This is a genomic window from Flavobacterium terrisoli, assembly GCF_030167905.1.
Taxonomy (GTDB): Bacteria; Bacteroidota; Bacteroidia; order Flavobacteriales; family Flavobacteriaceae; genus Flavobacterium; species Flavobacterium terrisoli.
Window position 1 is genome coordinate 341,100 of the sequence record NZ_JARGNA010000004.1, and the last position, 15,468, is coordinate 356,567.

Genomic DNA, 15,468 nt, shown 5'->3' on the forward strand with positions numbered 1-15,468 from the left:
TTGGGCGTTAACAGATTTTTTATAGTATTGCTAAAAAAACAGATCCTAATGGAATATAATGTTTACGAACCGAAATCAAGTCTTTCCGGCAAGGTAAAATGTTATTGGAGCCTGGAAGATTCCGAAAACAAGGACCAAAACAAAAAAGACCGGGTTTTTCCCGATGGCTGCGTCGAACTACTATTTCATTATGGTGACTTTTTCAAAAAATATGAAGACAACGGCACTTCAGAAATTCAGCCCAAGAGCTTTGTTTATGGCCAGATTACCAAATTCATTGACCTTGAACCAACCGGAAGAATCGGCATTTTCAGCGTGCGCTTTCAACCAAACGGGTTGCAGAATTTCATTGATGTAAAAGTTTCTGACTTAACAGACCGAATCATTTCATTAAAGGATTTATGGGGCAATGAAGGTAAGATGCTTGAAACCCAAATGCTTTCCGCAGCGAATAATGAAGAACGGTTAACCATCATTGAACGTTTTCTGGAAAGCCAACAAAGACCAATCACAGAGAAAGACATCCAGATTGAAAAATGCGTCACTGCCATAATGGAATCAAACGGCATTATTTCGATTGAAAAACTGATTGAGGAATTTCAAATCAGCAAACGCCATCTGGAAAGAAGTTTTATTTCCAATGTTGGTGTTAGCCTAAAGTTCTTTTCGCGGATTATTCGCTTTAATTATGCTTTGCAGTTAATCAACGACAAAGATTTCAGTAGTTTTACCAATGTGGCGCTGGATGGCGGATTTTATGATCAGGCACATTTTATAAAAGACTTCAAAGAAATCACCGGATTGAATCCAAAACAATACTTTTGTGAAAATCTTGAAATGGTAAAATTCTTTAATCTTTAGAAGATGTCGCTTTTTTACAATTATGAGGATTAAAAATAATCGAGTTTTGTATCGAAATATAACTTAAAAAAAAAATGAAACAGAAAAACTACATCGCTATTGGGATTATCACTGCTGCCCTATTCATTTGCTGTCAAAAGCCAAAGGAAAACAAATATGCTAAATTGGAAAAAATGAATTGGCTGATTGGTCAATGGGAAAACAAAATGCCTTATGGTGTTTTAACCGAAACCTGGATTAAAGACAACGACAGTACGTTTTCGGGTAAAAGCTATTTTATCAAAAATGAAAAAGATACGGTTCATTCTGAAAGCATAATTTTAACACAAGTCAATGACCAACTGATTTACAGACCAACGGTAAAAGGACAAAACAATGATGAAGCAGTTGATTTCAAACTGACTTCAGATACAGATAACAGTTTTGCCTTTGAAAATCCAAAACACGATTTCCCACAAAAAATTGTCTACAAAAAAATAAACGATAAATCATTAATGGCTACAATTTCAGGAAACCAAGGTGGAAAACCGGTTTCAGAAAGCTATCCGATGTCCAAAAAATAAGCCGGAAATTACCTTTTTCATCTATAAACCTCACCATTGCGTGAGGTTTTTCATTTGTAAACCAAAGTAAATCAATCCCATAAAAATATTATTTATATTTAGTCTAAATAAGTTTTGCAAATTAATTTCGTCCGTATATATTTGCATTATTATTTTTAATTAATCTAAATAAAGATGAAAAACATAATTATCCTATCCACTTCACTTCTATTTACAATGACGGTTTTAGCTCAAGAAACTAAAAAAGACAGCATCACCACATTGAAAGAAGTTGAAATCAACACCAACAAATACAAATACAAAAGAGAAAAGAGCACCACAGTTGCTAAGATGCCACTAAACAATATTGAAAACCCACAAGTTTACAGTACGGTCACCAGCGAACTATTAAAAGAACAAGTAGTTACTACTTTCAATGATGCTTTAAAAAATGCCACCGGTGTTGCCCGACTTTGGGAATCAACCGGTCGTGGCGGTGATGGGGCAGAATTTTACATCATCAGAGGATTTGCCACGCAACCAACCATGATTAATGGTTTGCCTGGGATCAACAACGGAACAATTGACCCTATAAACATTGATAACATTGAGGTTATTAAAGGTCCATCAGGAACTTTGTATGGCAGCAGCCTGATTTCTTATGGTGGATTAATTAACATCGTGACCAAAAAACCATACTCTAAATTTGGTGGCGAAATCGGGTACAATGCCGGAACCTACGGCATGGACAGAGTCAGCGCTGACATTAATGTTCCTTTAAGTGCCGATGTTGACATCAGAGTAAATACAGCCTACCAGAAAGAAAACTCCTTTCAGGATGCCGGTTTTGCCAAATCATTCTTTTTTGCCCCATCGTTGACTTACAGGGTTAACAACAAGCTGACATTTTTAATCAATACTGAATTTACCCAAAGGTCATCAGCCAATGCGCCGATGATATTCCTAAGCAGGTATTCAGCGTTGTCGTTTGATTCCATGGATTTATTTGAAAAAAGTTATAAAAAATCATACACCTCAAATGAGTTGGCCATCAACAATCCTACATACAATATGCAGGCGCAAATGATTTATAAATTATCAGACCAATGGACCTCACAAACTGCCTTATCAAGAAGCAGCAGTAAAACAGGTGGCTATTACTCCTATTTATGGGATTCAGCCAATGGCGATGAGTTTACCCGATTTATCTCCAAAAGAAACGGAGAAACATTCGCTACAGATATCCAGCAAAATTTCATTGGAGATTTCAAAATCGGAGAAATGAGAAATCGTTTGGTTGCCGGAGTCGATTATTACAAATCTAATATTGATAATGGAAGTACCGGATGGGTTGGCAACGGAATTGTTTCATTAGTAAACCAAACGGATACCGGAGATTTAACCCAAGCCGGAGTGGATAATCTTTTGGTTGGTTCTTTCGAAGGAAACTCAACAGCAGAAACCGAAGTTTTGAGTGCCTATTTTTCGAATGTTTTGAATGTAACCAATAAACTTTCGGTAATGGCCAGTTTGCGTGTTGATAATTTCAAAGGAAAAACTGCTTATTGGTCAACTGACGAAGTCAAAAGCCAAACCAGTCTTTCACCAAAATTCGGTGCGGTTTACCAACTAATTGAAAACAAAGTCTCCGTTTTTAGTAATTATACAAACGGATTTATCAATGTAGCACCACGACTAGTGTCGGATGCCGATGGTTCTAATCAGAGAATGAAAGCTTTTGATCCTGAATATGCCAATCAATATGAATTTGGTTTAAAAACAAACCTTTATAAAGACATTATTTCAGCTTCCATCAGCTATTACAATATTGATGTAAAAGACAGATTGATGACAGATCCAACCAACATCAACAATTCTATTCAAGGCGGTGAAGTAAACAGTAAAGGTGTTGAAGTAAGCTTTACAGCCAACCCAATGAAAGGATTTAACATCATTGCGGGTTATGGCTATAACGACAACGAAGTAACAAAAGACAATCCCGGTGACGGTTACCTAGGTCATCGTTCTGAAGAAGCAGGACCACAAAATTTAGTGAACTTATGGGCCAATTATACTTTCTTAGTCGGTGATTTAAAAGGATTCGGATTTGGTTTTGGCGGAAATTATGCCAGCGAATATAAAACATTACACAGAGCCAACATCGGGACATTTGAATTACCATCTTTCACTGTTCTGAACTCTGCTTTATCCTACAACAACGATAAATTCAACCTTACTTTAAAAGTAAATAATTTATTAAACGAAAAATATTATTCCGGTTGGTCAACCGTAACGCCTCAAAAATTGAGAAGTCTGACTGCCGCATTAACGTATAAATTTTAATTCCATATTAGAATTTGGTTACCTGTTTGTTTAATTAAACTCCTCATTTCGGTGAGGAGTTTTCACACTTAATAAATGAAGAATATCACATTTAAAAAAGCAATCCGAAATGTTCACCTTTGGTTGGGATTAAGTTCCGGGATTATCGTATTCATTATAGCGATTACAGGCTGTTTGTATGCTTTTCAGGAAGAAATTCAGAACATTACTGAAGAATACCGTTTTGTAGAAAAACAGCATGCACGATTCCTATTACCATCACAATTAGAAAAAATAGCCCGAGCTGAATTCCCAAATAAAGTACTTCATGCCATTAAATATAATGGCTCAGTCAAATCGGCTGAAGCGATTTTCTATAGTCATGATGATACTGTTGCGGCCAATGACTACTATAATATCATCTACATAAATCCGTATACCGGAGAAGTTTTGGAAGTAGCCAATATGTATTCCGGCTTCTTCAGATGGGTTTTGGATGGCCATTTTTATCTTTGGTTACCACACGAAATTGGGCAAACAGTTTGCGCTTCGGCAACATTGATTTTCTTATTCATGCTCATAACCGGATTGATTCTTTGGTTCCCCAAAAATAAAAAAGCAGCCAAACAACGCTTTTGGTTTCGATGGAAAGAAGGTTTGAAATGGAAACGAAAAAACTACGACTTGCACAATATCACCGGATTTTATGTGATGTCAATCGCTTTAATCTTCGCGGCAACCGGCTTGGTTTGGGGTTTTCCTTGGTTTGCTTATGGCTATTACACCATTACCGGCGGTAAAAAATCATTGCTTTATGAAGATCCAAGTTCCAAAAAAGAAATGGCTGTTGCAACTGTTGAAAAGCCTTTAGATAAAGTTTGGTTACTGATGCAAAAGGAATATCCGGATGCCAAATCAATCGAAGTTCATCCACCGGAAACAAAAACTTCCTCTATTGCTGCAAACGCCAACTTGGATGAAGGAACTTATTGGAAAACGGATTATCGCTATTTTGAACAATACACTTTGAAAGAGAAAAATGTAAATCACCTCTTTGGAAAGTTACAAGATGCTAAAACAGCCGATAAACTGATACGAATGAATTATGATATTCACACCGGAGCCATATTGGGTTTACCTGGAAAAGTATTCGCTTTTTTAATTAGTTTGTTGATTGCCAGCTTGCCTATTACAGGATTCCTTATTTGGTATGGAAGGAGAAACAAAAAGTCTCAAAAATAATTGAGTCATTTTTTCATGTATAGCTTTCAGAAAATCAAAAGCTTACAAAATTCTTGTTAATAACTATTTATATTTAATCTAAATAAACTTTTTTATTCCCATTCTCGTATTTATATTTGCACTCGAATCACAACACTATTTTTAATTATTCTAAATAAATGAACAAGTATATCTCAATTCTCGCCTTTACACTTACTACTAGTGCCATTGGTTTCTCTCAGGAAACTCAAAACAATTTCAACGAAGAACTCTATGCAGTAAACGATACTGTAAAGAACAAAAAAGGACAAACCCTTCAGGAAGTAGTCATCATTTCCCAACAACAAAAAACTATCGTTAAAGGTGGTAAAGCCAACATTAAGCCTTTAGATTTGCCACAAGCTACTTTTGTAATCGGAAAAGAAACCATCAAACAACAACAAATTTTAAGACTTTCTGACGCTTTGAAAAATGCCAATGGTGTTTATGTTTCCGGTGCCAGCAACGCTTCGGGAAATAACCAGGAAGAATTAGGATCAAGAGGTTTTACCTTTAGTGGTGGAAACACTTTTAAAAATGGTGTTCGTTTCAACGGTTCCTTAATCCCTGAAACCAGTTCCTTGGAAAGCATTGAAATCTTAAAAGGAAGTGCGGCGCTTTTATACGGAAACGTAGCTCCGGGCGGTATTTTAAATTTGGTTACCAAAAAACCAAGATTTGACCATGGTGGCGAATTGAGTTTCAGAGCTACTGAATATAATTTTTTCAAACCAACCGTTGATGTTTACGGCGCGGTAAACAATAGTAATACGGTGGCTTATCGATTCATTACCAGTTACGAAAAAGGAAATAGTTTTAGAGATGAAGTACAAACGGAACGCATATATTTCAATCCGTCATTCCTATTTGATATTTCTGCAAAAACTAATATCATTGTAGAAGCTGATTATACCAAAGACAACAGAACACCCGATTTTGGTCTGGCTGCCATTGACTACAAAGTAGTTGAATTGCCAATAAACTCTTATTTAGGCTTCAATTGGGGCAGATTTAACTCAGAACAATTGGGCTTGACTTCAACCATCTACCACGATTTGAATAAAAACTGGCAGTTAAAAGGAATCTTTTCTTACCAAGGTTACAGCACCAATTTGCTCTCAAGTTTGAGACCAAATGCCGGAGTGAATGATCCTACTGTGAGTCCAAACAATTTGGTTCAAGCCAATGGGGATTGGAGAAGAGGTGTTCAAAAAAACGACTCTGAGCAGGAATACAGCTTGGTTGAAGTAGATTTAACAGGAACTTTCAAAACCTGGAAATTAAAGCACAGTCTGCTTTTTGGAGCCGATGCCGATCAAAGCAACACTACAACTTTGGCTTATAAAAACATCAATCATTACGATTATATAAACATCTATAATCCTAAAGTAACTTTTAACAGAAATTCAGCTTATGCCAATACCATTGTGCCAATAATGGATAAAAATACCAACACTTTAGCTAATGTAAAAAGGGCTGGTTTTTATTTCCAGGATTTGATTGAAGTTACCCAAAAAGTAAAAGTTTTGGCCGGTTTGCGCTATAGTTATCTGGAAAACACTACCAGCGCATTTACTTTTTCGGCAACGCCAGCACCAGCCAATGTTACAGAAACACACGACAATATTTTTTCTCCTAAAGTAGGTTTGGTATTCCAACCCATAAAAACAAGTTCTATTTTTGCCAGCTATTCTGATTCATTCGTATTGAATACCGGAACCGACAGAAACCTAAAGGCGCTGCCACATTCCACTATTGATCAATACGAAGTTGGGGTTAAAAATGAATTCTTCAAAGGTCATTTGGTAGCCAATCTTACTACTTATATAATTGACTATGGAAACCTGGCGCAACAAGATTTAGGTGCTCCAAATCCTAATGCAAACATCAAAGAATTGGCAGGTTCTTACCAAAGTAAAGGAGTTGAATTAGACATTACCGCTCACCACAAAGGCTTGAGAATGATTGCAGGTTACAGTTTTAATGAAACCAAATATACCAAGAGCAACATCTATAATCCGGGAACGTATTTAAGATTTTCGCCAAAACACACCGCTAATGCCAGTGCCTTCTACACCTTTGAAAATTCTAAATTTAAAGGATTGGAATTAGGTTTGCAATCAACATATATCGGAGAAAGATTAGGAGGAAGATTGAGTCCTATCAACCCTGCTACACCTGCAGAAGCCGCCAGAAAGCCAATTCCGGTAGAAGGATTTCTACAATTCGATGCCTCAATCGGTTATTCCATCAAAAATTTCTCTATCAGAGCCCGATTAGCTAACTTAGGAAATGTAGTGAGTTATTACGTTTACGATGACAATACGGTAACCCCGATTGCCCCGAGAATGCTTTCAACAACATTGTCTTATAAATTCTAACAAAATGAAGCAAGCCACCATCAGAAATTTACACCGTGACTTAGGTTATTTTTACATCGGTTTAATCATTTCATTTGCCTTTTCGGGTATTATGATGAACCACAGAGAAAATTGGCATCCCGAAAAATATACCGTGGAAACCAAAGCCATCGAAGTAAAATTGCCTGCCGAAGAAAAAATCAACGAACCATTTGCCGATTCATTAGGTAAAGCTTTGGGCATCGATGACAAAATTCGCCGCCACAATGTAAAGAAAGGAACGCTGAAGATTTCATTTGAAAAACACGATGTGGAAATTGACATGAAAACCGGTAAGGGAGAAATTGTTTCTTTTAGCAAAACACCGCTAATCAGTCACATGATGAAATTGCACAAAAACACTTCTAACTGGTGGATATATTACTCAGACATCTTTGGAATATCTTTAATAACCATAGCGATTACGGGAGCAATCATGATTCCTGCCGGAAAGTTTACCTTTAAACGCAGGGGCTGGAAACTGGCCATCGCCGGATTGCTTTTTCCTCTGTTGTTTTTGTTCTTATTGGGTTAATAAGAATACAAAAAGCTCCCAAATTGGGAGCTTTTTTATTATTAACGAGCGTTGAAATAAACAGAGAAAACCTCACAATTAGACATCATTTCATCATATTCACTTGGATACTTGGTTTTAAAATTGGAGAAAGCCTCTCGATTAACTTTTTGCAATTGTTCCCTTTCTACATAATAGTACTTTTCATATTGCTTTAATAAAAAGTATTCTTTTTCTCGAGCATCACATTTGCTAATCATATACATGCAAAGCGCTTTAAACTTTTTAGAATTAGAGTTTTGTTCCGCTTTTTGATAATACTCCTTTGCCTTGTGACAACGGTAATATTCTATGTCATCATCGTAATTGTTATCGCGGTTGGCCGTTTGGGTGATACGCTTCATCATCCAGGAATTGCCATAATAACTCATGTTGTAATAACAATTGGCTATCAAAAAACAATCCTGATTTTTGGTGCTGTATTGCCCACGATTTACCTTTTCTTTCAATTTCATCAAGGTATGGACTACTTTGGCTTTCGTAAGATGGACTGCCGATTTTGACGGATTAAAACTCATATAACCTTTGATCCTGTAAAACGGACTTTCATTAAATAATGGTGCATTGGTGTAATGATTCTTATCGACTTTGGAAAAATAATGATAGGCCAGCTTCAAATTATCATCACGCATGTATTTAATCCCCATTAAATCGTTAACCTTGTTTGATTCCCTTTGTAAATCACTAATCTTCCATTGGTCAAAAGATGACAATTGCTTTCCATGAATGGTATTAACCAAAGTTTGTAAATCGGTGGTAGACAATTCTGCGTCAATATACCCGTACCAATCGTAATAGAAATCATCAAACAGGGTTATTTTATTACTTCTGGATTTAAAATAAATACCGCCATCACCTTCTATTCCTTCTTTGATTTTTGAAATCAAAAAAGCAGCATCAACTCTGTCTCCCAAAATTTCCAACTCTTTGGCTATACCAAAAAGAAAAGCATCGTTTTTCTGATGGTATTCATTGGTAATAACAGACTCAACCGATTTTAAAATTGTGGCTTTACCTTTAACTTGGTTTGCCGTCAAAACCAAGGCTTTTACTATATCGCATTGGCGTTTTACTTTTTCATCTTTGATTTTATTTTCAAAAGAATTGATGGTTTTCAAGGCATTGGGATAATCTTTGGTCAAAAATTCCAAATAGGATTTTGATAGCAGCCAAAACTCCTTATCATCGACAATATTAATGTTGACCGAGTTAACAAACTGAAGCAGTTTAGAAGCATAGAGTCTGTCCACTTCTACTCTATTCAGAATCCTTTCCCCATTGCTGTTTTCCCAATAGTCTTCTCTTAACGTGGGCAAATACATGGTATATGTTGGTGTCAAAATCCAATCTTCTAACTTATTGATTTCTCTTAAAAGCAAAAAACTCAAACCCGGATTCTTGGCATCATATTGATGCACTTTGATTATATTTTCAAGGTTTTGATCAATTCGCCGGAAAGAATACAACACGTGAATATTGGCTTTTTCTTCATCGTTTCGGGCAAATTTTAAAACATTGTCAATCGGAATATTTTTATTGAAATACCATTTGATATCAAACTTATTATCTGTTCCTCTGGCAAAAACCTGAGCTGCCAAATAATTCATCTTTACATTATCCGGTTCGGCATTCATTCGGTAAAAAAGTGCCCAATCATCCAGAAAATCTGTCGCTTTGAATAATTTAGTGTAGGAATCATATAAGGTTATTGTTCTTTCAGATTTACCCATATAAGACAGCAATTTGAATATCTGATAGTAATATCTTTTCTTAATCGTCGTATTTTTTACGGTTTTGATTCTTTTGTAAGCTTCTTCAATTTTGATATCTCTCAGCTTATCTTTCACATCCGTATTGTTTTCCCATAAATCATCACTTTGCGGATTCAGTTTTTCTACTTCTTTGGCAAATAACAGATAATTGATGGTTTGGTAATCTTTCTTTTGGTATAAATACTGAATGAAACGATTCTTAGAATTGGGCGAAACCTGACTGATGTCAATCTCAAAAATCGCTTGTTTTATTTCGGTTATAGGAATTCTTTTTTGACAATGGTTGTACCACATCAAATCATTTTCGGTAACATGGTTAAGATTCGTGGTGTAATTTTCATCATAAAAGAAAGTCGAAGTATAATTGTATATCCTAAATCCATTATACCTGAAGTTTTCCGGATTAAAAATACTATATCGAATATCTTCACCATAAGGGTAAAAATAGCAGGCAAATCCTTTGTATGGAAGGCTACTTACTAAAAGAAGTATAAAAACGAGTGAGCGTTTCATAGTTGTATTTTTTTGTAATGGTTGAGTCTAAATGAAAAAGGGTTACTGTGGTTTTGGCATCAAATTTCACCTTCTTTTTTAATTCGGAAATAGCATCGTTCACCTGATTTTGGGTTACATTTTCATATTTTATCTTATCGCCCACTCGGAAATAGACATCATTAAACGAAGTGTCTTTTTTGATTTCAAACCACAAACCGCTTTTGCGTTCACAAGCTGCTTTTATAAAATCTTCGCTTATATTCACAAAGCTTTTAAATTCATCATACTGATAATGATGCGCCCAGGAAAATATGGGCAAGGCAACATCTAAATGAATCGGATATTGGCCATCAACATTCAGGTAAGATTCTAATTCTTTGTTATCCAGAATAGAGTTTTTAGTCTTATCGGCAAAAGGTTGTATTAGATTATAACACATCAAAGTTGCCCGTTTTACCGGTGGAATACCCATTTTGGTTCTGTATTTATAAGGATACAAACGCAAAGTGCAACTCAACTCTTTCTTTGATAATTTGGTCAATTCTTTGAGGAAATAAAAGTAATTGTCTTTTGATTTTAAAGTCCAGTCACAATCAATCTGAATTTCAGTAAAGGCCGGATATCTGTTGAATCGGTCTTTATAATATTTTGAAACCAAATGATTGACGTTGCTGACTAAAGTGTCTATTTCTTGTCTGCTGCTTTTTATAAAAACATCATTTTTGATAAACACGGTCGGGACAATTGCCACACTGTCAATTTTCTTTCTTTCACCATACCAACTGACATCATAAAATTGATTTTTTGAAATCGGGATATTGCCCAGCGTTTCATCGTGTTTAACTTCAAAAAACTTAAGATATATTTTCCTGATCTTGAGCGAATCCATCATTTCCATTTCTTTGGCATTAAACCAATTTTCACTACTCTTCCAATAATAAAAAGCACGCTCAACCTTTTCAATTTTATGTTCCTTTTCACAGGACAAAAACAAACAGGAAATCAAGCCTAAAAGAAACAATTTTTTCATAAAATCGAAGTTTTCAGTATAACGTAAAATTCGTATTAAAATTATATAATTTCTTTACATATTTTGAATAAAAAAAACCGCCCAAAAAGGAGCGGTTTTTAATAGATTATAATTTGAATTACATCGAATATTTTTTGAACATATAAATCCAAATCATCCTCGAAAGCCGAATATTAAAACAACTCAACAGCACAATCACCACACCGATAATTGGGATGATTCTCAAGTCGAAAGTTTTGTCAAAAAAAAGACTCGCAATCAAATAGGTAATGATGCCCTGACCCACAGTCAATCCATAATTGACAAACATAGCGCCAAAGAAATAACCCGGTTCTTTTTCGAACTTGAAATTACAATGACTGCAATGCTCGTGCATTTTGGGAAACCCAAAGCTGAAAAAGAAACTCTTATCGGCAAACACTTTGCCTTTGTGACAATTGGGACATTCGTTGCGGAAAATATGGTATAAGCTACTTAACATGATTAATTTTTATACAAAGGTAAAAGGATTATGGTAATCAATTGTTTAGTATCTTCGCCAATAATAGCACAATAAAGACATTTTGAAAAAAGAACCTATTTATAATATTGACAATTTTAAAGCTGATTTTGGCAAAAAAGAGTTGTACATCAACACTTTTAAAAACCATTTGAAAGCACACAGTTTTATTGAAAAGCCGCACCGGCACAACTTCTATCTGTTGGTTTTGTTTACCAATGGCAGCGGCACACACGAAATTGATTTTACGAAATACAACATTAAACCCGGAAGTTTGTTTGTGCTCCAACCGGGACAAATCCACCATTGGCAATTATCCGAAGACATTGAAGGTTATATTTTCTTTTACTCTTCGGCAATTTACAATCTCTATTTTGGCCACAAAAAACTCGAAGATTATCCATTCTACCAATCGGTGATGAACCAACCTGAGATTGTTTTTGAACCCAATGAATTAACTGCACTTCTTCCCTATTTTGATTTGATGATTTATGAAAGCCAAACCAACACACCAAGAAAAGAAGAAAAGCTGCTGAATTTACTCGATTGCATTCATATCGAAATTGCCCAAAAATACCTTTCCACTACAAATCATAAAACGCATTCCTATAACTACAAAATCCACCAACTAGAACACTTATTGGAACAGTATTTCCAAACCGAAAAATCACCTTCGTTTTATGCCGGTAAAATGAATATCACACTCAAACATTTAAACAGAATCTGCAAAGACATCTTGAACCAAACTGTGACTGAATTGATTACCAATCGTGTGATTCTGGAAGCCAAAAAACTTTTAACCAATGCTTCAAAAACTGTAAATCAAATCGCTGATACATTGGGGTTTGAGAATTATTCATATTTCACCAGACTGTTCAAAAAACAAACCGGAATAACGCCGAGTGAATTTCGGAAAAGCCTAAACTAAAAAACCTCGTCTATTGCTAAACGAGGCTTCTATATTCTATTTTCTATTTTCTCTCCGGAATACTAGCCAAAATCTCCAAATAAAACTTCCAAAACTTCTGAGAAGATTTAATCGAAGCTCTTTCGTCGGGACTGTGCGCGCCATGAATCATTGGCCCAAAAGAAATCATATCCATACCTGGATAATTCGTTCCCAAGATACCACATTCCAATCCGGCGTGACAAGCGACAACGCTTGGCTTTTCGCCGCCATTTTGTTTTTCATAAATATTAACCAAAACGTCTAATATTTCAGAGTTGACGTTTGGTGTCCAACCCGGATAACTGCCCGAGAATTCCACTTCGCAACCAAACAATTCATAGGCCGAACGCAAACCGTTAGCCAAATCCATTTTTGAACTTTCTACTGAAGAACGCGTTAAGTTTTGGATTGAGATTTCGCCATCCTTAACAATCACACGGGCAATATTATTCGAAGTTTCCACCAAGTCGGCCATATCAGCTGACATACGGTAAACGCCATTATGCGCAGCATAAACCGAACGCAACAAACCTTCCTGAACACCTAAATCCATTACTTTTGAAGGCAAATCGCTTTTTACGATTTCAATCTCCAGCTTCGGTTCCATTGTTTTGTATTCGGTTTTGATGTCGGTAATGATTTCCTGCATGTCAAACACAAACGCTTCGTCATACATTCCGGCTACAATTACTTTGGCAACGCTTTCCCTTGGAATCGCATTGCGCAAACTTCCACCACTGATTTCGGCTATCTGCAAACCAAAGTTCTCAAATCCGTCAAATAACAAACGGTTCATAATTTTGTTGGCATTCCCCAACCCTTTGTTGATATCCATTCCCGAGTGTCCGCCATTCAGGCCTTTTACGGTAATCGTATAACCCACAGAACCTTCCGGAGTTTCTTCTTCATTATAACTTCTGGTCGCCGTTACGTCAATTCCACCAGCACAACCGATATCTATTTCGTCATCTTCTTCCGTATCCAAATTCAACAGGATTTCACCTTTCAAAATACCACCTTTTAAGTTCAAAGCTCCGGTCATTCCGGTTTCTTCATCTATCGTAAACAACGCGTCAATCGCAGGATGCGGAATATCTTTGCTTTCCAGAACCGCCATAATCGCCGCTACACCTAAGCCGTTATCAGCACCAAGCGTTGTTCCTTTCGCACGAACCCAGTCGCCATCCACATACATGTCGATGCCTTGGGTTAAAAAGTCAAAATCAGTATCATTATTTTTTTGGTGCACCATATCCAAATGGCCTTGCAGCACAACGGTTTTACGGTTTTCCATGCCCGGAGTGGCCGGTTTGCGGATGATTACGTTTCGGATGTCGTCTTCAAAAGTTTCCAATCCCAAACTTTTTCCGAAGTTTTTCATGAATTCAATCACGCGTTCCTCTTTTTTGGACGGACGAGGCACCGCATTTAAATCGGCGAATTTGTTCCAAAGTGCTTTTGGTTCAAGATTTCTAATTTCCTGGCTCATTATAGTTGTATTTTTAAATGTCGAGGCACAAAGTTACAAAGTTAGCCCGTCAGTTCGAGTGATTTTTATGAAATAAAAATTGTATCGAGAACAAGCTAATAAATTCCTTTCCAAATTGAATTGTGATTATATTTACATTTTAAAAATTGACCTTGAAACGCAAATACATACTTCCTTTATTTCTCTTGATTCAGATTGTATTTCTGAAAATCCTCGCCTTTTTCCCCGAAACGGTGGAACGTTTTTACAGCAACGGATTGTATCTTGGAATTTCACATATTGCGCGGACAGCATTTGGCAAACTTCCATTTTCACTTGGGGATATTATTTATGGGACAGCCATTGCATACTGCATTTACTGGCTTATCAAGAACCGAAAGCTCCACTGGAAAGATAAAGTCTGGGCATCGCTAAGCTTTATCTCTGTGGCTTATTTTGCTTTTCATTTACTATGGGCGTTCAATTATTACCGCGTGCCGCTTTTTGAAAAGATGAACATCCAAAGGGAATATACCGATGCAGATTTGATTGCTTTCACCAAAAAACTGATTGTCAAAACCAACGAAGTGCAATTGGCCATCACTAAAGACAGCACTAAGAAAGTAATCAATCCTTATTCGCAGGACAGCATTTTCAAACTGACGCAGAACGGTTATGACAATTTGGCCCAACAATATCCCGATTTCAAATACAGTACTCCAAGCCGAAAGAAATCATTGATTAGCTTACCGCTGACTTATATGGGTTTTGGCGGTTATCTGAATCCGTTTACCAATGAAGCACAGGTCAATGATAAATTACCAATGTATGGCTTCCCAAATGTCGTTTGCCATGAAATGGCGCACCAGATAGGCTTTGGCAGCGAAAGTGAATGCAATTTTATTGGCTTTTTGGCCTGCCTCAAAAATGATGATTTGTATTTTCAGTATTCAACACTCACAACTGCACTGCGCTATTGCATGTTGAATATCAAAATGAAAGATGAAAAACAATTTGACCTTTTAAAAAAGAAAATCAATCCCGGCATCCTAGAAAACTACAAGGAAAGTGAAGCTTTTTGGAAGCAATATGACACTTTTATCGATAAGGCCTTTCATGCTTTTTATGACCAATACTTAAAGTCAAACCAACAGGAAGACGGCATTGACAGCTACAGCAAGTTTGTGGATTTACTGATCAATTACTACAAGGACAAGGAGATAAAGTAATATAAAACAAAAAAACCACCTGATTAGGTGGTTTTTCTTTTTTTTGTTGATCTAAGGCGAAAAACCGA

At 36.3% G+C, this 15,468-nt stretch carries 12 protein-coding genes; 8 read left to right on the forward strand and 4 right to left on the reverse strand.

Annotated features, from left to right (window positions below):
* The first annotated feature begins 48 nt into the window (after positions 1–48).
* The 6 genes from P1K33_RS07330 to P1K33_RS07355 all read left to right on the forward strand — a co-directional run bounded on the left by P1K33_RS07330 (position 49) and on the right by P1K33_RS07355 (position 7,919).
* Positions 49–861 carry a helix-turn-helix transcriptional regulator gene (locus P1K33_RS07330; RefSeq protein WP_284652265.1) on the forward strand — a complete coding sequence of 271 codons (813 nt, stop codon included), beginning with the start codon at positions 49–51 and terminating at the stop codon, positions 859–861.
* A gap of 74 nt (positions 862–935) precedes the next feature.
* Entirely contained in the window at positions 936–1,424 is a 489-nt protein-coding gene (locus tag P1K33_RS07335) for a DUF6265 family protein (RefSeq protein WP_284652266.1), read from the forward strand.
* 174 nt (positions 1,425–1,598) lie between these two features.
* The gene (locus P1K33_RS07340) at positions 1,599–3,746 is read left to right on the forward strand and encodes a TonB-dependent siderophore receptor (protein WP_284652267.1); all 2,148 of its coding nucleotides are present in this window, start codon (positions 1,599–1,601) and stop codon (positions 3,744–3,746) included.
* A 75-nt stretch (positions 3,747–3,821) separates the two neighbouring features.
* The gene (locus tag P1K33_RS07345) at positions 3,822–4,967 is read left to right on the forward strand and encodes a PepSY-associated TM helix domain-containing protein (protein ID WP_284652268.1); all 1,146 of its coding nucleotides are present in this window, start codon (positions 3,822–3,824) and stop codon (positions 4,965–4,967) included.
* Positions 4,968–5,125: 158 nt separating this feature from the next.
* Positions 5,126–7,366, forward strand: coding sequence for a TonB-dependent siderophore receptor (locus tag P1K33_RS07350; protein WP_284652269.1), 2,241 nt, complete (start codon positions 5,126–5,128; stop codon positions 7,364–7,366).
* Positions 7,367–7,370: 4 nt separating this feature from the next.
* A complete protein-coding gene (locus P1K33_RS07355; RefSeq protein ID WP_284652270.1) occupies positions 7,371–7,919 on the forward strand; it encodes a PepSY-associated TM helix domain-containing protein in 549 nt (182 codons plus the stop codon).
* 41 nt (positions 7,920–7,960) lie between these two features.
* On the opposite strand, the gene P1K33_RS07360 is transcribed toward P1K33_RS07355, so the two are convergent.
* The 3 genes from P1K33_RS07360 to P1K33_RS07370 form a co-directional block, all read right to left on the reverse strand.
* A complete protein-coding gene (locus P1K33_RS07360) occupies positions 7,961–10,243 on the reverse strand; it encodes a hypothetical protein (RefSeq protein WP_284652271.1) in 2,283 nt (760 codons plus the stop codon).
* A complete protein-coding gene (locus tag P1K33_RS07365; RefSeq protein ID WP_284652272.1) occupies positions 10,203–11,255 on the reverse strand; it encodes a hypothetical protein in 1,053 nt (350 codons plus the stop codon). The genes P1K33_RS07360 and P1K33_RS07365 overlap by 41 nt, the downstream gene beginning before the upstream one ends.
* A gap of 118 nt (positions 11,256–11,373) precedes the next feature.
* Complete coding sequence (locus P1K33_RS07370) at positions 11,374–11,736, reverse strand: DUF983 domain-containing protein (protein WP_284652273.1); 363 nt, start codon at positions 11,734–11,736, stop codon at positions 11,374–11,376.
* Positions 11,737–11,818: 82 nt separating this feature from the next.
* Here P1K33_RS07370 and P1K33_RS07375 point away from each other — a divergent pair, with 82 nt between their 5' ends.
* On the forward strand, positions 11,819–12,682 hold the full coding sequence (locus P1K33_RS07375) for a helix-turn-helix domain-containing protein (RefSeq protein ID WP_284652274.1): 864 nt from the start codon (positions 11,819–11,821) through the stop codon (positions 12,680–12,682).
* 43 nt (positions 12,683–12,725) lie between these two features.
* Here the strand turns inward: P1K33_RS07375 and P1K33_RS07380 are convergent, their stop codons facing one another.
* Complete coding sequence (locus P1K33_RS07380; RefSeq protein ID WP_284652275.1) at positions 12,726–14,192, reverse strand: aminoacyl-histidine dipeptidase; 1,467 nt, start codon at positions 14,190–14,192, stop codon at positions 12,726–12,728.
* Positions 14,193–14,344: 152 nt separating this feature from the next.
* On the opposite strand from P1K33_RS07380, the gene P1K33_RS07385 reads away from it, so the two are divergent.
* Positions 14,345–15,400, forward strand: coding sequence for a DUF3810 domain-containing protein (locus P1K33_RS07385; protein ID WP_284652276.1), 1,056 nt, complete (start codon positions 14,345–14,347; stop codon positions 15,398–15,400).
* The last annotated feature ends 68 nt before the right edge of the window (positions 15,401–15,468 follow it).

Excerpts from the sequence above, each read along its gene's own strand:
- P1K33_RS07365 (WP_284652272.1), bottom strand. The coding sequence starts at position 11,255 with ATGAAAAAATTGTTTCTTTTAGGCTTGATTTCCTGTTTGTTTTTGTCC.
- P1K33_RS07350 (WP_284652269.1), top strand. The coding sequence starts at position 5,126 with ATGAACAAGTATATCTCAATTCTCGCCTTTACACTTACTACTAGTGCC.
- P1K33_RS07345 (WP_284652268.1), top strand. The coding sequence starts at position 3,822 with ATGAAGAATATCACATTTAAAAAAGCAATCCGAAATGTTCACCTTTGG.
- P1K33_RS07360 (WP_284652271.1), bottom strand. The coding sequence starts at position 10,243 with ATGAAACGCTCACTCGTTTTTATACTTCTTTTAGTAAGTAGCCTTCCA.
- P1K33_RS07355 (WP_284652270.1), top strand. The coding sequence starts at position 7,371 with ATGAAGCAAGCCACCATCAGAAATTTACACCGTGACTTAGGTTATTTT.
- P1K33_RS07370 (WP_284652273.1), bottom strand. The coding sequence starts at position 11,736 with ATGTTAAGTAGCTTATACCATATTTTCCGCAACGAATGTCCCAATTGT.
- P1K33_RS07340 (WP_284652267.1), top strand. The coding sequence starts at position 1,599 with ATGAAAAACATAATTATCCTATCCACTTCACTTCTATTTACAATGACG.
- P1K33_RS07335 (WP_284652266.1), top strand. The coding sequence starts at position 936 with ATGAAACAGAAAAACTACATCGCTATTGGGATTATCACTGCTGCCCTA.
- P1K33_RS07330 (WP_284652265.1), top strand. The coding sequence starts at position 49 with ATGGAATATAATGTTTACGAACCGAAATCAAGTCTTTCCGGCAAGGTA.
- P1K33_RS07380 (WP_284652275.1), bottom strand. The coding sequence starts at position 14,192 with ATGAGCCAGGAAATTAGAAATCTTGAACCAAAAGCACTTTGGAACAAA.